The organism is Cohnella thailandensis, assembly GCF_014212135.1.
Classification (GTDB): domain Bacteria; phylum Bacillota; class Bacilli; order Paenibacillales; family Paenibacillaceae; genus Cohnella; species Cohnella thailandensis.
Genome location: NZ_JACJVQ010000021.1, coordinates 129,585 through 147,840, shown reverse-complemented (window position 1 = coordinate 147,840; position 18,256 = coordinate 129,585). Strand labels below are relative to the sequence as shown.

Here is an 18,256-nt window from a genome sequence, read left to right as displayed (position 1 = left end):
ATGGCGCAAACGGTCAGGATACGGCGGGGAACCAAAGCGGAATTGACGGCCCGCGGTGCTCTTCTGTCCGGAGAGATGGGGTTTTGCACCGATACGAAAGAGGTGTATGTCGGCGACGGAACCTCCAATCTGTTCGTCGGCCGGGCGATGTCGGGCACTTACGCTAACCGTCCGAGTGCCGCCTCTTCCGGTCGTACTTATTACGTGACCTCGGGGGCGAACTCGGGTTATCTATATCTGGATGACGGAACGCAGTGGATCAGGATCAATGCGATCGGAATCTCGGATCTGACGGGGACGTTGGACGATGTTGCGGAGGGCGCGACGTATGGCCGGGTCCTGAAGTCGGATTTGACGGCCGGGCATGTCAGCAAGCTGAGCGACGGCTCGGCGTCCGCGTCGGCCGCGGAGGTTCGCGCTCATGTGGACGATGCGGCCAAGCATCGTCAGATCAACGATTCCGGAGCTTCGACCACCGAGCTGTGGTCCGCTCAGAAAATTCGGAACGAGATCGAGCTGGCCAAGCATAACATCGAGCCGCAAGCCTCGGTCAAAAATCAAACGACGGTTACGCCGCCGGCATCCGGCAACGCGGAAGGCGATCGTTATATCATCCCGGCGAACGCGACCGGAGCTTGGGCCGGCAAACAGACGCAGATCGCCGAATGGCAATCGGGCGCTTGGGTTTACTATCCGCCTTCGGTCGGTTGGACTTGCTACGTGGATGCCGAACAGAAGGTTTACAGCTGGAACGGAACCGCTTGGGTCCGAACCGGCGGCGCGCTTCAGACGATTACGGCCGGTACCGGGTTGACCGGAGGCGGGCAAGCCGACAGCGTGACTCTGAACGTTGGCGGCGGCAACGGGATTACGGTCGCCGCGGACGCGATCTCGGTGAAGGCTTATCGGGGGATTGCCGTCGATACGAATGGAGTAGCGGCCCATATCGACGAGAGCAGCATCGTGTACGATTCCGCGAACGGCAACCGCCTGACGGTCAGCGCGATCGACGGCGGCACGTTTTAAGGCGGTGATGAGATGGCTCGCAAAGTATTGATTCAAATCCGGCGAGGACTGGAAGCCAACATCGGAACCTTGTCCGATGGAGAGCTGGGGTACTGCACGGATACGAAAAAGCTGTTTGTCGGCACGGCGACGAGCGGGAATGTCCTTCTGGCGTCCGGCTTGGCGGCGGGGGACATGCTTAAGAGCATTTACGACACGAACGGCAACGGTAAGGTCGATTCCGCCGAGGCGGCGGACAGCGTAGCTTGGGCGGGAGTGACGGGCAAGCCGACCACCTTGTCGGGTTACGGCATTGCCGATGGGGCGACCAAGCTGGAGGTCAACGCCAAGCTGAGTCCCGGCGTGACCTGGAACCAACTGAAGGGGGTGTAGCCGGTGGCTTATGGGGAAACGTCGTACGGTAACTTGCTGTTCTCGGAAGAGCCGGAATCTGGCGGCTCGTCTCCGGGCAACCCGCCGGATCTGTTAAGTTATTTGCCCTATTACTACGCCAATAGCCGAGTGATGAAGGCCCTGCAAGCAACCATCGCGGAGGAGGCGGCTCAGCAGCGGTTTGCGTTGGACGAGACGCTTCGTCAACGGTTCGTGAGCACGGCCACTTGGGGATTGGATCGCTGGGAGGACGAGCTGGGGCTGACGGTCGATCCTTCCAAGACGATCGAGAGGCGCCGGGAGCAAGTGATGGCCGCCCTTCGCGGAGTCGGCACGACGACTTCGGCGGCGATCGTGTCCGCGGCCGCGGCTTTCAGCGGCGGCGAGGTTCGAGTGACCGAGTACCCTGCGGAGTACCGGTTTGAGATCCAGTTCATCGGGGTGAAGGGCATTCCGGCGAACATGGCGGGGTTCTTGTCCATGCTGGAAGCGATCAAGCCGGCTCACCTGGTTTATAGCATTAAATATACTTATACAACTTGGGATCAATTGTCGGGGCTTCGATGGTCCGACGCGGCACTCAAGACATGGAACGAGCTTAAAGTTTACGAAGGAGAGTGACGGACTCATGCAACAGACACCGAATTTAGGACTCAAGAAGCCGGAGGGCACGGACGTCGTCGATATCGGGAACTTCAACGACAATTCGGATATTCTCGACTCGGCCGTCGCGGAGAAGGCTCCTCTTGCTTCGCCTACTTTTACCGGCACGGTGACGGCCGCGAACCTCAAGGTAAGCGGACCGATCACTTCCGCTGTGGCGACGGGGAGCGCGCCATTGGCGGTGACTTCCACCACCAAAGTAACCAATCTGAACGCGGACAAGCTTGACGGCTATGACGCGAGCACGACGGCGGTCGCGAATACGATCCCCGTCTACAACTCCTCTGCGCAGTTAGTCGGCGGCATCACCGGCAACGCGGCAACCGCCACGAAGCTGGCGACGGCTCGCGCAATCTCGCTTACGGGCGACGGTGCAGCTTCCGTTACTTTCGATGGCTCGGCAGCGGCAAGCGGTACGCTAACCTTGTCGAACTCGGGCGTATCGGCAGGAACCTACCGAAGCGTAACCGTCGACGCGAAGGGACGCGTGACGGCGGGGACGAACCCGACGACGTTGAACGGGTATGGGATTACGGATGCGGCACCTCTCTCTCACGTTTCCGATCTGACCTCTCACGTACCTTATGCTGCAGCAACTGGCTCAGCCAACGCCTATGCCGTAACTCTATCCCCGGCGCCAACTTCGTTGCCGGCCGGTCTGGCTCTTGCCGTGAAAATTAACGTTGCCAATACAGGTGCTTCTACCATTAACGTGAATGCGCTGGGGGCGAAGTCTATCCTTAATAGCAAGGGTGCTGCCCTGGCATCGGGCAAGCTTGTGGCGAACGGGATCTATACCCTGCGCTATAACGGTACGGCTTTTATCTTACAGGGTGAAGGGGGGGAGTATGGGACGGCTGGGGCTGATCAGATCCTGTCTGGTTATACAGTGGGTACTGAAAACGGCATTGTATCGGGTACTTTGCAGGATAAACGCAATCAAGCTGTTTATGGCGGAGCTGAAGGGGTTCTCTCTCTGGAGGTATACAGTGGCAACACAGCTTACGGTAAATTGGTGACAAGGCCAAGCCCCAATAATTCTGCGTCCAAAGGCTACATGGACTCGACAACGAAGTTAGAACACCATATTCATGCGCTGTTGCCTGATAATATCAAGTACGGGGTACAAATCGGCGGATCTGATCTAAAAATGACAGGTACGTTTACAGGTGATGCTACCGCAACGGCAGATAAAATTCTTTCGGGATACACGGCGTATGTCAATGGTGTTAAGGTGACGGGCACAGGGAGGCGGAGTGCTAGCGGGTCGGCGACAACTATCAGCATGACTTACACTTCGGGCATTCTGGTCACTGGTCTTGGGTTTACTCCGTCTCTGGTTTTTGCCAAAAGGCTAAGCGGGACTAATTGGCCGAGTGTAAACATCCTTTTTGACGTTGGTTTACTTAACAACTCCGGTTTTTTTACCAACGCCTCCAATACCTTTAACTACATGTTCTTCTCCGATAACTTTTATGGTCAGAGCTCTATGCCAGGAAACGGTACGGAGCCGTATTATGGAAATTGGATCTATCAGACAAGTCCCGCTTCGACGCTAGGTACTTATGGAGGTTATTATGGGCCGGGATTCTTCCAAGTGTCAACGGTAAGTGATACAGGTACATTTAGCTGGGTGGCATTCGAGTAAAGGAGGTAATCTGGAATGAAAAAAGTTGGACGAAAGATTTATTATGATCGGGTAACGGGCAACGTGCTCGTAGACACCGGAGAGCGTTCGGGTGAGGTGATCGAGACGACACAAGAAGGGGATTTCGCCTCTTATGGGGCTTTGGCGGAACGTATTCCTGAGACGGTTGGCGTCCTTCACCTGGAATTTGGTCAATACGCAGCTGACTTTACGGCTTGCAACGGATATAGGGTGGATATTAAAGGAGAGGAGCCGATTCTTGTATTCTCATACCCTAATCCTTCACATACCGCAGAGCCAGTCTATCAAAAACCGTTGACGTTGCAAGTGGCTGAACAGCAGAGGCTCATCGATGAATTAAAACTTTCCTTATCAGATCTGCAAAACAAAATGAAAGAATAATAGATGCAAAATGATAGGATCACATTCATTTCTTCGTAAGACTCCTGAACGGGCCATTGGCCCGTTTTTTATTATCCCAAAGGAGGTCCCCACATGAACGCACAAACCCTCATCAACTATTTTTCCGGCGTGCTAGGAGCCTTCATCACTTTCTCTTTCGGCCACTGGCCCGAATCCCTCACATTCCTACTTACCGTGGTTGCTATAGATATCATCAGCGGAATGTACGCGTCGCTGAAAGAAGGACATGGCCTGAACTCGGCGGTCGGAGCGGTTGGATTAGCGAAGAAGGGCATCATGCTGCTCGTCATCCTTCTCAGCTATCGAGTGGACGTGCTGCTCGGAAGCGAGATGGTCATGGGAGGAGCTATTTACTTCTACATCGCGAACGAACTGGTGTCGGTCACAGAGAATTGCGGCCGCATCGGCCTCCCGATGCCGGAGAAGCTAAGGCAAATCATTGCGGTGCTCAAGCAGAAGGGCGAAACGGAAGAGTAGAGACTGCTTCTACTTGACGGTTGGAGGAAAGAAGGCACAAGAACAGAATATTGTATTAAGTGGGGAATCGATCTCTCGTTCTGCCATTGTAATGCTCCCCAGGCTAACGCCCGCCGTTCCGTTCGCCTTCACGCCAACATATACTAACTCGTCCTTAAAAATAATCGCCCTATTTTTCTCACCCCAATGCATCCCTATAAATGACCCAAAACGACCAGCAACCACATCCCATCCCCGACGTATAAGGAGGGGTACGCCAAGAGCGATGTCCATCTATGATGCCTTTATAACCCGGATTCTTCCGTACGTCCTCGCCGATCAACTCAACACGGGCGTCCCGGCTTCCCTTACCCTGGCGCAGGCGGCGCTGGAGTCGAACTGGGGGCGGAGCGGGCTGACGCAGAAAGCCAATAACCTGTTCAGCATCAAAGGCACCGGCCCGGCCGGCAGCGTGACGATGGCGACGACGGAATATGCGGACGGACGCGCGACGCAAGCGCAAGCGGCGTTCCGCGCCTATAACAGCTGGGAGGAGTCGATCGCCGACCATTCCGCGCTGCTTAGCCGCCCGCGCTACAAGAAGGCGCTTAACGCAGACGGCCGAACCGCCGCCCGGGAGGTCGCCGCCGCGGGCTACGCGACGGATCCGGGCTACGCCGACAAGCTGATTTCGCTGATGAACGCCTACGACCTTTATCAATATGATGTTTTTAAACCCAAACCCTCAGAGGAAGGAGAGAAGCCGCCCTTGGCAACAACGACATCCGGAATCGATTGCGCGACTCCGCTCACCGCGCAGACGGCGAAGCAGATCGCGGCGGCGGGCTATAAGTTCGCGGCGCGCTATCTGGTCCCGGCCAACTACACTTGGAAAAGACTGACCCGAAGCGAAGCGGAAGCGATCACCGCCGCGGGAATGCAGATCGTCTCCGTTTACGAGACGTCGGCGGATCGCCCGAAGGGCGGAGCCTCCGCGGGGAAGGCGGACGGAGCCGCCGCCCTCAAGGAAGCCCGGACGATCGCCCAGCCTCCCGGCAGCGCCATCTACTTCGCGGTGGATTACGACGCCCAGCCGTCGGACTATAACGCGATCGAAGCGTACCTGAAGGCCGCCGCCGCCGAGCTCCCCGGCTATGGAATCGGCGTTTACGGCTCCTACGCGGTAATCGAAGAGATGCACAAGCGCGGGGCCTGCAAGCATTTCTGGCAGACTTACGCCTGGAGCAGGGGCAACGAAAGCAGCAACGCGAATATTTATCAATACAAGAACGGCACCTCGGTGGCCGGAGTCTCGCTGGACCTGAACCGCTCCTTCGGCGGCGAAGGCTGGTGGAACACGAATGAAGAGGAAGGTGAGATAACGATGAGCAAAGAAGACGCGGAGAAGATCATCAAGTTCCTATCGGCAGGCTGGTATGCGGCGGTCGATCAAGCTTCGAAAGACGAGTTCAACCGCCTGGCGAACGAGGTTCGCAAAGCGGCCGGAATTCCGGTATAATGCCCCATATATGACAAACATTTGACATGTGCGGGACTACTATTTCTAGGATTGGGTGATTCATATTCCACAGGGCAAATATTTTCGCATCGGCTACGGCATTATCGTTGTACTCCTTATCTTCTTCCTAGCGTCCAAAGTGGATTTCCTCTTCGAGCCTTTCTGGAAGATGATCAAGGGGCTGCTCACGCCGCTCCTTCTCTCTCTTGTTTTCTACTATTTACTGCGTCCGCCGGTCAATTACCTGGAGAAGTACCTGCGGAACCGAACGCTCTCGATCTCGGCGGTCTTCCTGATTCTTGCCGGAGTTCTCGTGCTGATCGGCTTCCTTATCGGTCCGGTTATCGGCGATCAGGTCAACAGCTTGGTCGTCAACCTGCCCGAACTGATTAAATTGGGACAGGATCAGGTGGAGACGCTGCAGAAGAACGACTGGGTGGCCAACTATCTGCAAGAGCATCAGGTCGACCTCTCCGCGAAGACCGAAGAGATCATCAATCGGGTCGTCAACAACATGGGGGATGCGTTCAACAGCGTCATGAGCTTCGTTTCGAGCTTTTTCCTCCTGCTGTCGACCGTTCCGTTCATCGTGTACTACATGCTTAAAGGGGACCGCCAATTCCCCAACCTGTTCCTGAAGCTCGTTCCGGATAAGCACGACGATCGCGCGTATGCGATCATGAAGGAGATGGACGGGGCGCTGAGCGCATACATACAGGGGAAAATCCTCGTCAGCTTCGGACTGTGCCTTCTGACGTGGATCGGGTACTCGGTGATCGGTCTTCCGTATTCGCTGCTGCTGGCGGTCGTTCTGACGCTTATGAACTTTATACCGTATGTCGGCGCTATCATCGGGATGGTTCCGGCCGTCATCGTAGGCTTCATCGAATCCCCTATGCAGGTCGTGTGGGTCATCCTCGTCGTTCTGATCGTCCAGCAGATCGAGGACAAAGTCCTCTCGCCGCAAATCATGGGCAAGAAGCTGGCGATCCATCCTCTGACGCTGATCATCGTGCTGCTTGCGGTGGGAAGCATCGGCGGACTGTTCGGCATGTTCGTCGCCGTACCTTGCTACGCGCTGCTCAAGATCGTCGTCACTCATGCATGGCGGCTCTACAGGCTGCGCAACATCGACATCATCGACCCGTAAGGTTCGTTTCCGCGAACACCCGAACCCGCTCTCCCGCATACAATGGAACGACAAGACATTCGCCTATGCGGAACGTCCCTCCATGCTCCCGCCGGCAAGAAACGCAGGGGCCTGGGCGGACGTTCCCGAAGGGCGAAGGGAGAGTGCGCAAGCCAATGACCCGAATCCCGAATTTTCCGAAGGACTTGCTCGAGGAGCACAGAAGATGGCATCACGCCCGGCATTCCGTAAACGTAGAATATCCTCCTTCCGGTTACGGAGAGGATTTTTTGTCATTCCATCGCAGCTTCATCACGCGGGCCTTGGATTGGTACCGGCGGCAGAATCTGGACCCTCGCTTGGTCGAACCGTGGCCTTCCGTTCCGGAGCCGATCCGAAGAGCTCCTTGCTACGATCAGGGAGCGGAAGGAAGGATCCTCTATCAGCCCGGGACGTTCCGATCCTCCGACGAGCTGGGACGCTTCATCGAGTCGTCCGGCGTCCACGGCTGCATCCATCAAGAGGCGGCCGTCCTATATGGAGACGATGAGATCAACGACTTGGATATCGCTCCGCAAAATACGGTCTTCTACAACATTCATGGAATGATCGACCGCTGGTGGCGCAACTGGGAGGGACTCGGCCGCTTCCGGGAGGGCATGCCCTATTGGAGCGGGACGTTCCTCGACGCGGCTGGGGAAGTCCTTCGTTACGAGAGCGAAAGCGGAAGCTGGTGGCTTGGCAGAACGGAGAGCTTCAAGGGAGAAGAACGCGTGGAATGGGGAGCCGTCGGGGACAGCTCGGCTTTCGGGGAGATAGCGGACGGCCGCCCCTTCCGCATCTGGGATACGGATAGAGACGGCCGTCTCGAGATCGTGTTCCGCCAGCCGGAGACCGGCGAATGGTGGGAGGGCTCTCTCCGGACCGGAAGGCTGGAGTGGTCCCGAATTATCCTGGAACGGATCGGCGAGCCGATTCAGCGGGACGACTCGTTGAGAGCGAGCCCCTTAAGGAAGCGGAAGATATCCACGTAATACTCGCGCTCCCTCGGCACGAAGTCCTCGGCCCTTATCTCCGCGACAACGGAGGCAAGGGCCTCTTCTTGCTCCATGGACATAGATTCCCCGTCCCCAAGGTCCCGGTAAGCGGCCCCGGCGGCCGACACGGTCTTCCTCTTGTCTAGCATAAGATCGATCAGCTCGTCCGCATCCGCTTCGTAGATTCCCGCCACTTCTTCCTTCTGCAAGCGGAACGAGCCGAGCGGGAACTCGGTGACGCAACCGTATACGGAGCTGATCTCGCGGTCCACGTAATGCACGGAGCGGGCGAACCCTTCGTCCTCTTCCCGGAGATCCCCGTAGTAAGAGAGCTGCTCGAAAGGGACGCTCCACCCGATCTCCTCTCTCATCTCGCGAGCCGCGTCGCGTACCGTCTCCCCCGCGGAGAGGTGGCCCGCGGCGGTAATGTCGTAGCATCCGGGATTCGTATCCTTGTCGAGGCACCGTTTCTGGAACAGGATGCGGGCCGATCCCTCTCCCGTCCGCCGAACCAGCCAGCAATGAAACGTATGATGCCATAAGCCAAGGGCATGAACGTCCGGACGCGCGGCCCTGCCGATCCCGTACCCTCGTTCGTCGTAGATGTCGAAGTGCTCCGCCATGGTTTGTTTTCCCCTGTCCTTAAACGGTTTCGGCTTGTCCATCGCTCAGGATGGAGGTGCAATGCCCGCAGCGGGTCGCCTTTACCGGGATGGCGGACAGGCAGTAAGGGCAGTCCTTGGTCGTAGGAGCGGCTTCCGCGGCTGCCTGCTCTTCTTCCTTTTTGTTTTTGCGCGATAGCGTGTTGATGACTTTAATAAGGAAGAAAATGCAGAACGCGACGATCAGGAAGTTAAGCAGAACGTTGATGAACTGGCCGTAGGCGATGACGGGAATCGCATTTGCTTTAGCGCCTTCTAGCGTAGTGATATTGCCGGTCGGGTTCTCCGGAATCGGCCCGATCCGAATAAACAAATCCTTAAAATCGGCCCCGCCCAGAAGACGCCCGATCGGAGGCATGACGATATCGTTCACCAGCGAGGTGACGATCTGGCCGAAGGCTCCCCCGATGATGACCCCGACGGCGAGGTCGATGACGTTGCCGCGCATGGCGAACGTTTTGAATTCTTTTAACCAATTTCCTATCATTTTCACTTCCTCCAATTTCGGTTAATTGTGGAGAGGATTTCTTCGATCATCGTCGAAAACTAATCAACGGGCACGAATCTTGACGACTGAAGAGAGGGCGTGGAGAATGAACAGTCACGAAGGTGCGTGGTCGATCGTATTCCTGCTGCTTGCCTTGCTGATCAGCATATTTGCATCATATACCATGTTTAATTTCATTGGCAATCTTAAACGCCAGAACAACGAGTTCCGGTTCTTCTGGCTGGCAGGAGGCTCCTTCGTGTTCGGAATCGGGCTGTGGGCGAAGCATTTCGTCGCGTCCATGGCCTTGGAGAACGTCCTCTTTTTTACCTGGAGCATGCCGTTCGCCCTTCTTTTGAGCATTTTTTTCTCCCTGATGGCTTTCGTGGTACTGACTTCGCAGGCCAGCGCCAAATACCGCATGGCGATCGGCACTTCCGTTCTCACGTTCAGCGTGGGGTTCCTGAACTACTTCTCGATTCTCGGGCAGCCGATCGCCAGAATCACGGTGCAGCCGGTCTTGATCGCGTGCTCGCTGTTGATTCTTCTGATGGGAACCTATACTTCGCTGAAGCTGCATTTTATGGTCAAAGAGAAAAACCGAGTGTTGGCGAGCGTGACGCTGGGGCTGTCCGCGCTTCTCGTCCAAGCGCTCAGCACGGAAGCGATTCGGCTGGAATACCGGACTCACTACAACTGGGACAAGCTTAACGAGGACATCCACTTTCTCGTCCTGATCGTCGGGTTGGGCGGCTTGATCATTCTGGCTTCCACCTGGGCGACGTGGTACATCGACAAGAGAATGACCCAGATGGACGAGCGGTACCGGCTGCTGATCGAGAATTCCCTGGATACGATCGCTATTTTCAAGAAGGAAAAGTGGGTGTTCGTCAACCAGGCGGGGCTGCGGATGTTCGACGCGGAGCAGCCGAGCGACCTGCTGGGCAAGCCGATATCCTCCTTCCTCCGGACCGAGGATATCGAGAGGGTGCGCGAACGGCTTCAGAACCTGCAGTACAAAGGCTCCAATAAGCCCGTCGAGCAGATTTGGTACTCGCTGAGCGGACGCATGCTGGACACGGAGATCGTAGAGACGCTGACGACCCTGAACAACGAGCCCGCGGTGCAGGTTATCATTCGGGACATCTCGGAGAGGAAGAAGAACGAGGAGCTTCTGATCAATTCGGAGAAGCTGTACGTGGCCGGACAGCTGGCGGCGGGAATCGCGCACGAGATCCGCAATCCGCTGACGTCGCTCAAGGGCTTCCTGCATCTCATCGGTTCCGGCCGCAAGGAAGCGAGCTACTACGACATCATGAATTCCGAGCTGGACCGGATCGAAGGGATCGTGAGCGAGCTGCTCATGCTGGCCAAGCCGCAGGTCTACGATCTCAGCTATCATGACGTTCGCGTCATGATGCGGGATACGGTGACTCTTCTGGAGACGCAGGCGATCCTGCACAATGTTTACATAGAAGCGGAATACGGCAAGGAGCCGATGTGGGTCTTCGGGGTGGAGAACCAAATCAAGCAAGTGTTCATCAATATCATCAAAAACGCGATAGAAGCCATGAGCGACGGAGGAGCCATTCACGTCAGGCTGAGCAGGGAGGAAGACTCGGTGCGCGTTCTAATCTCCGACGAGGGGCCGGGCATCCGGGAGGAGCAGTTGGCCAAGATGGGCCAGCCTTTCTACACGACGAAGGAGAAGGGAACGGGATTGGGCCTTATGGTCAGCTATAAGATCGTCGATAACCATGACGGCCAGATTCGCGTGAGCAGCCGCTTGGGAATCGGAACCTCCTTCGAGATCCGATTCCCGTTCCGTTATCCCGAGACGCCCGCCGTGATGAACGGCAATTGACCGGGAACGACGGAGGAGGATAGAGGAGTGTGGCCGACAGGCTCGCCATCCCCGAACGCCGGCAGGGATCGTCCGGCCGTGATTTGAATGTTCTTGCCGCTCAGGACCGTCACGTAGCGGGTACGAACGTGAGAGCCGTTCAGAATGGTCGGAAAAACCCGCAGCAGCTGTATTTTCGAACAGTCGTGGACGATGCACACATGAAGCCTGTTATCGGTCGGACGGGCTTCCGGACAGATTTTCAGCCCTCCCCCGTAATTGGAAACGTTCGTAACGGCGGATAGCCAAGAGGCGCGGAACACGTGCTCCTTGCCGTCCACGGAGACTTTGACAACCTCCGGCTTGTAACGGGCAAGCGCGCGCAACAGGCCGATGATATAGGCAAGGGAGCCGATGCGGAATCGGTTGCACCATTTCTTGTAGCCGGAGACGTTGACGTCTTCGGCTACGGCCGCGTCCAGGCCGATGGCCAGGGCGGTTAGGGTCAGCAGCTCTTCGCCCGTGGCCAGCTTCGCCTTTAAGAGATCGGCCGGCTGCGTTCGTAGGGAGAGGATCAGATCAAGTGCGGCCGCCGGCTGCTTCGGAATGCCGAAGGCTCTCGCGGTATCGTTGCCGGATCCGGCCGGTATGAGGCCGAGCGGAATAGAGCCTCCCGCCAGCAGGGGAAGGACGCTGTGCAAGGTGCCGTCGCCGCCAACGACGGCAACCGCTTTCACATGGCCTCGCTCCAATTCCTTGGCCGCAAGCTCCACGGATTGCCGCTCGGTATCCTCCAAGACGACGGTATAAGGAATCCCGTCCCGGCGCAGCCTGCTCTCGACCTTATCCCAGACGATTCGACCTTTCCCGTTGCCGGACGACGGATTCACTATGAACATGATCATGGATGATGAGGCCCTCCCTGTCTTCCGGACGGTGCCGGTAGACCTATTATACGGGCATTCGATCGAATAGGGGAAGACCATTTCACAGAAGCTCGCGGCGCGCTTGGCCTGGACGGGCGAGGCGATCGCGACTCATGCTATAATAAGCTATCATTTGGATTCGTAAATGCAGGAGGAACCTATGGCTGAGCCGCTTAAAGCGATCTATAACGCGACTTTTATCCGGGAGTTCGGGGCGAAGGTGCGCCGCGGGTGGAGTGATTTCGATAGCGAACGATTCGCCGAGCTGACGTTCGCGGATGGCTGGGACGAGCTTGAGCTCAAGGGGCGGATGAGACGGATCTCCTTGAGCCTCGGGGCGACTCTTCCCCAAGACTACCCGCGGGCGCTGGCGATCCTGGAGGCGATCTCTCCGGAATGCCGCGGGTTTCCTTATTTGATTTTTCCGGACTTCGTGCAGGTATACGGGCTAGGCCATTGGGAGAGATCGATCACGGCGCTGGAGCGGTTCACTCCGCTGTCGAGCGCGGAGTTCGCGATCAGGCCGTTCATTCTCAAGGAGCCGGAGCGAACGATGGAGCAGATGCTGAGGTGGGCGGAGCATCCGGACGAGCACGTGCGCCGTCTGGCAAGCGAGGGCTGCCGTCCTCGCCTGCCTTGGGCGGATGCGCTGCCCGCGTTCAAGAAGGACCCGGCGCCCATCCTGCCGATTCTGGAGCTGCTGAAGGCGGATCCCTCCGAATATGTCCGTCGCAGCGTGGCGAACAACTTAAACGACATCTCGAAGGACCATCCGGATCTCGTGCTGGATATCGCGCGGCGCTGGAGCGGGAAGAACCTGGCGACGGACGCGATGCTCAAGCACGCTTGCCGCACTCTCATAAGGGCGAATGCCGATCCGGAGGCGTTATCCCTGTTCGGATTGAACGCTCCGAGCGGGATCGTCGTCGAGCGTTGGGAGCCGTCCGTTAGACGGGTTCCCGCCGGCGGGTCGATGGAGGTCGCCTACGAGGTTCGCGTTCCGGTCGGCGATGGCGCGAAGCTTCGGCTGGAGCTCGCGGTTTCCTATCCGCGGAAGGGCGGGCGCTCTTATCGCAAGCTGTTCAAGCTAAGCGAGAAAAGCGTCGAAGGCGGCGGCTCGCTCGCGGGCAAGCGCAAAGTCGACTTCAGGGACCTGTCGACGCGCAAGCACGAGCCGGGAATCCACGGGCTGGCTCTTATCGTAAACGGGCATGAACTCGCCTCCGCGGAGGTAGAGCTGGTGGAGGGAGGCCGGGAAGCATGACGATCGGAGCCCGAGTCTTCAAGACGGGACTGGCCGTCGCCGTCGCTCTCTGGATCGGGGAGTGGATCGGCCTCGACTCTCCGCTTCTGGCGGCGATCACGGCGATCTTCACGATCCAGCCTTCCATCTACCGCAGCTGGATGCAGATCGTCGATCAGCTCCAGAGCAACGTGCTCGGCGTCATTATCGCGATTGGCGCGTATTGGATGTTCGGCAGCTCTCCCATTACGGTCGGCCTCGTCTGCATCGTCGTCATCTTGATTTGCTTGAAGCTCAAGATCGGGGACACGATCGGCTTGACGCTCGTCACGGTCGTCGTCATCATGGAAGCCCGCAGCCAAGGCTGGCCGACGGCGCTCGACCGTTTGGGCGGCCTGCTGCTCGGCATCGCTTCGGCGTTCGTCGTGAACGTGGCGATCGCTCCGCCAAGGCATCGCAACCGGTTCATCACGCAGGCGCAGGAGGCTCAGGCGCTGTTGTCCAGGCTGCTTCGCACTTCCGTCTCCAACGAGCTGAAGGAGAACGTGTTCCGCGAGGAGCAGGAGAAGCTGCAGAACCAGATCAAAAAGCTGCAAGAATACTACCATATGTTCGCGGAAGAAAGAGTCTGGCTGCGCAAATCGCGCGCGAAACGCAAGCGCCTGCTCGTCGTGTACAAGGAGATGCTCGTTACGCTGCAGCGGGGAGAGAATCTCATCGAAGCGGTAGACGAGCAGTATTGGTCCGTATCGAGCGAAGCGTCCTGGAACCGGAATGCCGACGACCATCTGGAGGCGCTGTGCGGCTACCACGAGCAGTTGATCTGGAAGTGGGAAGGGAAGCTGAAAGCCGGCGCCCACGCCGCCGCCCCGGCTCCCGAGGAAGTGGTCCGCCTGACGGACACGATCATGGCTTCCGCCGCCTCGGACGCGGTAACCCGCTCGCGCCTGCTCGTCATCACCTCCTCCATGTTCGCATACGAGGATCGCCTCCGCCGGCTTGACCGCCTGATGGACCGCTACCTCGAGCGCGAGGAAGCGGAGGAGGAAGCCGAGGCGGACAAGCTGGAGGCAGCGGAGGAAGGAAGAGGGTAACCAGGTGCGGCCCACCCCCAAAAAATAGAAAAGGCGATGCCGGGAGTCGAGCTCCCGGCATCGCCTTTTGCCGTTTTACTTCTTCCCGCGATCCATCTGCCTGCGGGGGTGGACGATCTTGCCTTGCTTGTCGATGTCGTCCTTCTTGGGAGTGAGCCGGGGGTCGGTCTCGCCCTCGTGGTGATTGTCGAAGCTCATCTCCACGAGTTCCCATTCGGTGTTGCCGAGAATCGGGTCGGCGGGGAACGATTCGCCGCGGTTGAATTCCTCCTCGCGGCCCCATTCGTTCTTATAGACACCATCCGTCTCGACGTGCTCGCCGGAGATCGGAGGCATGGAATAGTCGCGTTCGCTCATTTCTTGGTGTCACCTCTTCTGCGGATGATCGGACTGGCTTCTAGTCGCCGTGCTTCCGGTAGCCGGCAGAGTCCGCTTCGGATTGGAGCTTCCGGGCCTGCTCTTTGCCATGGCCGGAGCGGTCGGCCTTGGACTGGGCGCGGCTGGCCGCGAGCTGCTTCTCGGATGGATATTCGCCTGACAGAATAATCTCCTCCTTCCCCTTGCTCGATCCGTTCGCGTGTTAGAATGCCACGGCGGAAGGAGGGTTATTCCCTAGGCGAAGGCTTGACGGTTCCCGTCCGGCGTAAGCGCCGCAGCAGCGTCTCCTCAATGCCCGGCCTTTCCCGCCCCGCCACCGATCACTGAAGGCGAAGCTCGCAGGACGGGCAGAAACGGTGCCGCTCGTTGACCGTCTCCCCGCAGGCGGGGCAAGGCTCCTCGAAGGCGGGGCGCGCGGATTCGGTGCCCGCGGCCGCTTCCCCTTCCCCGGACGCGGAGCCGGGAACGGGATCCGCTCCGGGACGAAGATGGGCGGGGGTGTTGAACAGCGTCTCCACCATCTCCTTGAGGTCTTTGAACTGCTCGGAATCTCCGGATAAAACCCGCACGATCCATAACATGCCGGCAAGCAACCCCAGAATAAGGAGGATAGAGGCGCTATAGCCGATGATCCCGATCCAGTCCACGCAGCAGCCCCCTTCGTCATAGTCGAGCTTCTCCCCGTTACGCGCCGGCCGACTATCGGATTAAGCTATTTAAGATAGCGCTTTTCCAGCCTTTTGCCCACCAGCCAGAGAAGGAACAGAATCGTCGCGGCCACGATGAGGCGCCAAGGATGCTCGATGAGTGCGCGAATGTCGTGCCCGAGGAAGCTTAGGATAAAGATCATGACCGCTTTGCCCAGAATGGTAGCGGTGACGAACGTATGAAAAGGGATTTTCGACAAGCCGGAAGAGACGTTGATGATGACCGACGGCGCGAAAGGAAAGCAGGACAGGATGAAGATCGGACTGAAGCCCTTGCGCTCGATCCACGAGAAGAACCTCTCCATCCTCGGCAGTCTTTTACGGATACGTTCCCCGTATTTGATCCCGATTTTTCTCGCGATCCAGAAGACGAGAATGGAGCCGACGGAGACCCCGATCCAGGAGAACAGGAACCCGAACCAGATACCGTAAGCGTTAGAATTCGCGACGACGAATACGACTAACGGCAGGAAAGGAAGAAACGCCTCGAGTAGAGGCAGCAAGATCCCGGGCAAAGGCCCCAGAGCCGAATACTGATCGAGCAACGATTGGATGTCGTCCAGGGTGAAGCTCTTGAAGTAGTTGGTCCATTGCTCCCACGATTGAGCCCCGAACAGGGCCATGAAGTCATGCATAATTTACCTCGCAACATCTCCCGCAGGCATTTCCCCGCGGAATTAACGGAATGGAGAAACACATAAAAAACGCTTATGACAAGGAAATCGCTCCGGCCGAGCCGACCGCCGCTCCGTGCATCCTCCGCCTATGAAAAGAAACGGGCTATATGGGAATGGGATAGGCCCCAGACGATCGCTCGCGAAGCTCGGCAGAATCGGCATCAGCATTCCGGCGTAGACCGGATGCGCCCTAACAGCATTCTACTTGATTATAGATAATTAAGGAATGAAGTCCAATTTTCGCATTAGCTTCCGGCGCCCAAGGACAAGGCATATATTTCTATTACGTATCGGGCGAACGGGAAGTTCCCGATTTTCATTCGAATGCGAGGCGCGGTCCCCGCGAGTGCTTCTCTGAGCATGTTACCCACATGGCGTACGATGGATTCATTGGAAAAACAAAACCCGCAGGCGGGCCCTTCGATTCGAAGAGTCGTCCTGCGGGTGACGGTCGATGACAAACGGGGGATGCTTCAAATGAGAAGATTAAACAAGATCGGGTCTTTGTTCAGCTCGGAGAAGACGAAGCCCTTGCGGTTCATTCGCTCGATCAACGGCTCGTAATCCTCCCGGCTCTTCAGCTCGATGCCGACCAGCGCCGGGCCGTTATCCTTATTGTGCTTCTTCGTGTATTCGAACTGAACGATATCGTCGTTAGGTCCCAGCACGTCGTCGAGAAACTCGCGAAGAGCGCCCGCGCGCTGCGGGAAGTTGATCATGAAGTAGTGCTTCAGCCCTTCATAGATCATGGAGCGCTCCTTGATCTCCTGCATCCGGTCGATATCGTTGTTGCCGCCGCTGACGATGCAGACGACGTTCTTGCCCTTCAGGCGGTCGCCAAGAATGGAGAGGGCGGCTACCGGCAGCGCGCCAGCCGGCTCGGCCACGATGGCGTGCTCGTTGTACAGCTCCAGGATCGAGGTGCACGCCTTGCCCTCCGGAACGACGACCACGTCGTCCAGCAGCTCGCGGCACATGGAGTAGGTGAGGTCTCCTACTCTCTTTACGGCGGCGCCGTCGACGAATTTATCGATCTCGGGCAAGGTGACGACCTGCCGCTCCTCGAACGACTTAAGCATGGACGCCGCGCCTTCCGGCTCGACGCCGATAACGGAGGTGGACGGGCTGACCGCCTTCACGTACGCGGCAACGCCGGCGGCGAGTCCGCCTCCGCCGATCGTCACCAGCACGACGTCGATCGGCTGCTTGCTGGACTCGATGATCTCCTTGCCGACCGTCGCGTTGCCGGCGATGATTCGCGGATCGTCGAACGGGTGAACGAAGGCTAACGACTCTTTTTGACTTACCTGGATAGCCGCGTTGTAAGCATCGTCGAACGTATCGCCGACCAAGCGGATATCGACGTTGTTACCGCCGAACAGCTTGACCTGGTTGATTTTCTGGCGCGGGGTCGTCGTCGGCATGAAGATGATGCCGGGGATATCCAGAGCCTGACAGGAGAAGGCGACTCCTTGGGCGTGGTTGCCCGCGCTCGCGCAGACGACGCCAGCCCGCCTCGTCTCTTCCGGCAAGGAGGAGATCAGGTTATAGGCTCCTCGGATTTTGAACGAACGCACGGTCTGCTGGTCTTCCCGTTTCAAGAAGATCTGGCAATCGTGCTTGGCGGACAATCCCCGGTTCGGCTGCAGCGGCGTCGGCAGGACGACCTCCTGGAGAACGCGGTGGGCGTGCAAAATATCTTCCAATCGAACGAGAGACGGCGCGGTGTTGGACATGACCGATTCCTGCCTTTCCAATTCATAATCGTTATGATGGGTAAAAAATAAAAAATCCGCCCCTCGAAAGGGACGGATGCAATCTCCGTGGTACCACCCTTGTTCCAGTCGCGCGTTAACGGTTCGGACAACCCGCGCGCTTCCGGCACTTCAGCCGCGCCTTCGCAGGCGCGAGCCCGTAACGGGGGCGAATCGTTCATCGCCTACGAACGTTCGGCGAGACTTCTCGG

Annotated in this window: 20 protein-coding genes; 13 read left to right on the top strand and 7 right to left on the bottom strand. The window is 57.8% G+C overall.

All coding sequences use genetic code 11. From position 1 onward, the window contains the following. The 9 genes from H7B67_RS24800 to H7B67_RS24760 all read left to right on the top strand — a co-directional run bounded on the left by H7B67_RS24800 (nucleotide 1) and on the right by H7B67_RS24760 (nucleotide 8,270). Entirely contained in the window at nucleotides 1-1,026 is a 1,026-nt protein-coding gene (locus tag H7B67_RS24800) for a DUF2793 domain-containing protein (RefSeq protein WP_185122565.1), read from the top strand. 12 nt (nucleotides 1,027-1,038) lie between these two features. Next, nucleotides 1,039-1,398 carry a hyaluronate lyase N-terminal domain-containing protein gene (locus H7B67_RS24795; RefSeq protein ID WP_185122564.1) on the top strand — a complete coding sequence of 120 codons (360 nt, stop codon included), beginning with the start codon at nucleotides 1,039-1,041 and terminating at the stop codon, nucleotides 1,396-1,398. A 3-nt stretch (nucleotides 1,399-1,401) separates the two neighbouring features. Further along, entirely contained in the window at nucleotides 1,402-2,019 is a 618-nt protein-coding gene (locus H7B67_RS24790; RefSeq protein ID WP_185122563.1) for a putative phage tail protein, read from the top strand. A 7-nt stretch (nucleotides 2,020-2,026) separates the two neighbouring features. After that, nucleotides 2,027-3,709 (top strand): phage tail protein, encoded by a 1,683-nt coding sequence (locus H7B67_RS24785; protein WP_185122562.1) that lies wholly within the window; start codon nucleotides 2,027-2,029, stop codon nucleotides 3,707-3,709. Nucleotides 3,710-3,724: 15 nt separating this feature from the next. Beyond that, a complete protein-coding gene (locus H7B67_RS24780) occupies nucleotides 3,725-4,111 on the top strand; it encodes a hypothetical protein (RefSeq protein WP_185122561.1) in 387 nt (128 codons plus the stop codon). Between the two features lie 93 nt (nucleotides 4,112-4,204). Then, entirely contained in the window at nucleotides 4,205-4,609 is a 405-nt protein-coding gene (locus H7B67_RS24775) for a phage holin family protein (RefSeq protein WP_185122560.1), read from the top strand. Nucleotides 4,610-4,874: 265 nt separating this feature from the next. Further along, complete coding sequence (locus H7B67_RS31360) at nucleotides 4,875-6,107, top strand: glucosaminidase domain-containing protein (RefSeq protein WP_342592619.1); 1,233 nt, start codon at nucleotides 4,875-4,877, stop codon at nucleotides 6,105-6,107. Nucleotides 6,108-6,162: 55 nt separating this feature from the next. Further along, complete coding sequence (locus H7B67_RS24765) at nucleotides 6,163-7,257, top strand: AI-2E family transporter (RefSeq protein ID WP_185122559.1); 1,095 nt, start codon at nucleotides 6,163-6,165, stop codon at nucleotides 7,255-7,257. A gap of 269 nt (nucleotides 7,258-7,526) precedes the next feature. Beyond that, complete coding sequence (locus H7B67_RS24760) at nucleotides 7,527-8,270, top strand: tyrosinase family protein (RefSeq protein ID WP_185122558.1); 744 nt, start codon at nucleotides 7,527-7,529, stop codon at nucleotides 8,268-8,270. Here the strand turns inward: H7B67_RS24760 and H7B67_RS24755 are convergent. After that, complete coding sequence (locus H7B67_RS24755; protein ID WP_185122557.1) at nucleotides 8,213-8,896, bottom strand: NUDIX hydrolase; 684 nt, start codon at nucleotides 8,894-8,896, stop codon at nucleotides 8,213-8,215. The two genes, H7B67_RS24760 and H7B67_RS24755, sit on opposite strands and share 58 nt — an antisense overlap. 19 nt (nucleotides 8,897-8,915) lie before the next feature. Continuing rightward, the gene (mscL, locus tag H7B67_RS24750) at nucleotides 8,916-9,422 is read right to left on the bottom strand and encodes a large conductance mechanosensitive channel protein MscL (protein WP_185122556.1); all 507 of its coding nucleotides are present in this window, start codon (nucleotides 9,420-9,422) and stop codon (nucleotides 8,916-8,918) included. A 106-nt stretch (nucleotides 9,423-9,528) separates the two neighbouring features. On the opposite strand from mscL, the gene H7B67_RS24745 reads away from it, so the two are divergent. Next, nucleotides 9,529-11,286, top strand: a complete 1,758-nt coding sequence (locus H7B67_RS24745) for an ATP-binding protein (RefSeq protein WP_185122555.1) — start codon at nucleotides 9,529-9,531, stop codon at nucleotides 11,284-11,286. On the opposite strand, the gene H7B67_RS24740 is transcribed toward H7B67_RS24745, so the two are convergent. Then, entirely contained in the window at nucleotides 11,250-12,170 is a 921-nt protein-coding gene (locus tag H7B67_RS24740) for a diacylglycerol/lipid kinase family protein (protein WP_185122554.1), read from the bottom strand. The two genes, H7B67_RS24745 and H7B67_RS24740, sit on opposite strands and share 37 nt — an antisense overlap. A gap of 181 nt (nucleotides 12,171-12,351) precedes the next feature. Between H7B67_RS24740 and H7B67_RS24735 the strand changes: the two genes are divergently transcribed. Both H7B67_RS24735 and H7B67_RS24730 read left to right on the top strand, forming a co-directional pair. Beyond that, on the top strand, nucleotides 12,352-13,455 hold the full coding sequence (locus H7B67_RS24735; RefSeq protein WP_185122553.1) for a DNA alkylation repair protein: 1,104 nt from the start codon (nucleotides 12,352-12,354) through the stop codon (nucleotides 13,453-13,455). After that, nucleotides 13,452-14,528: an FUSC family protein gene (locus H7B67_RS24730; protein ID WP_185122552.1), complete on the top strand. Its 1,077-nt coding sequence runs from the start codon at nucleotides 13,452-13,454 to the stop codon at nucleotides 14,526-14,528. The genes H7B67_RS24735 and H7B67_RS24730 overlap by 4 nt, the downstream gene beginning before the upstream one ends. A gap of 75 nt (nucleotides 14,529-14,603) precedes the next feature. Here H7B67_RS24730 and H7B67_RS24725 read toward each other — a convergent pair whose 3' ends face one another. Then, nucleotides 14,604-14,885: a transposase gene (locus H7B67_RS24725; RefSeq protein WP_185122551.1), complete on the bottom strand. Its 282-nt coding sequence runs from the start codon at nucleotides 14,883-14,885 to the stop codon at nucleotides 14,604-14,606. 49 nt (nucleotides 14,886-14,934) lie between these two features. Between H7B67_RS24725 and H7B67_RS31170 the strand changes: the two genes are divergently transcribed. Continuing rightward, nucleotides 14,935-15,066 carry a hypothetical protein gene (locus tag H7B67_RS31170; protein ID WP_281067898.1) on the top strand — a complete coding sequence of 44 codons (132 nt, stop codon included), beginning with the start codon at nucleotides 14,935-14,937 and terminating at the stop codon, nucleotides 15,064-15,066. A 160-nt stretch (nucleotides 15,067-15,226) separates the two neighbouring features. Here H7B67_RS31170 and H7B67_RS24720 read toward each other — a convergent pair whose 3' ends face one another. The 3 genes from H7B67_RS24720 to ilvA form a co-directional block, all read right to left on the bottom strand. Then, nucleotides 15,227-15,553, bottom strand: coding sequence for a hypothetical protein (locus H7B67_RS24720; protein WP_185122550.1), 327 nt, complete (start codon nucleotides 15,551-15,553; stop codon nucleotides 15,227-15,229). Nucleotides 15,554-15,618: 65 nt separating this feature from the next. Next, nucleotides 15,619-16,248, bottom strand: coding sequence for a TVP38/TMEM64 family protein (locus tag H7B67_RS24715; protein ID WP_245364004.1), 630 nt, complete (start codon nucleotides 16,246-16,248; stop codon nucleotides 15,619-15,621). Nucleotides 16,249-16,763: 515 nt separating this feature from the next. Next, a complete protein-coding gene (gene ilvA, locus H7B67_RS24710; protein WP_185122549.1) occupies nucleotides 16,764-18,026 on the bottom strand; it encodes a threonine ammonia-lyase IlvA in 1,263 nt (420 codons plus the stop codon). Nucleotides 18,027-18,256 lie beyond the last annotated feature (230 nt).

Coding starts and splice junctions, on each gene's coding strand:
- H7B67_RS24800 (WP_185122565.1), top strand. CDS start 1: ATGGCGCAAACGGTCAGGATACGGCGGGGAACCAAAGCGGAATTGACG.
- H7B67_RS24795 (WP_185122564.1), top strand. CDS start 1,039: ATGGCTCGCAAAGTATTGATTCAAATCCGGCGAGGACTGGAAGCCAAC.
- H7B67_RS24785 (WP_185122562.1), top strand. CDS start 2,027: ATGCAACAGACACCGAATTTAGGACTCAAGAAGCCGGAGGGCACGGAC.
- H7B67_RS24780 (WP_185122561.1), top strand. CDS start 3,725: ATGAAAAAAGTTGGACGAAAGATTTATTATGATCGGGTAACGGGCAAC.
- H7B67_RS24775 (WP_185122560.1), top strand. CDS start 4,205: ATGAACGCACAAACCCTCATCAACTATTTTTCCGGCGTGCTAGGAGCC.
- H7B67_RS31360 (WP_342592619.1), top strand. CDS start 4,875: ATGTCCATCTATGATGCCTTTATAACCCGGATTCTTCCGTACGTCCTC.
- H7B67_RS24755 (WP_185122557.1), bottom strand. CDS start 8,896: ATGGCGGAGCACTTCGACATCTACGACGAACGAGGGTACGGGATCGGC.
- mscL (WP_185122556.1), bottom strand. CDS start 9,422: ATGATAGGAAATTGGTTAAAAGAATTCAAAACGTTCGCCATGCGCGGC.
- H7B67_RS24745 (WP_185122555.1), top strand. CDS start 9,529: ATGAACAGTCACGAAGGTGCGTGGTCGATCGTATTCCTGCTGCTTGCC.
- H7B67_RS24740 (WP_185122554.1), bottom strand. CDS start 12,170: ATGATCATGTTCATAGTGAATCCGTCGTCCGGCAACGGGAAAGGTCGA.
- H7B67_RS24735 (WP_185122553.1), top strand. CDS start 12,352: ATGGCTGAGCCGCTTAAAGCGATCTATAACGCGACTTTTATCCGGGAG.
- H7B67_RS24730 (WP_185122552.1), top strand. CDS start 13,452: ATGACGATCGGAGCCCGAGTCTTCAAGACGGGACTGGCCGTCGCCGTC.
- H7B67_RS24725 (WP_185122551.1), bottom strand. CDS start 14,885: ATGAGCGAACGCGACTATTCCATGCCTCCGATCTCCGGCGAGCACGTC.
- H7B67_RS24715 (WP_245364004.1), bottom strand. CDS start 16,248: ATGCATGACTTCATGGCCCTGTTCGGGGCTCAATCGTGGGAGCAATGG.
- ilvA (WP_185122549.1), bottom strand. CDS start 18,026: ATGTCCAACACCGCGCCGTCTCTCGTTCGATTGGAAGATATTTTGCAC.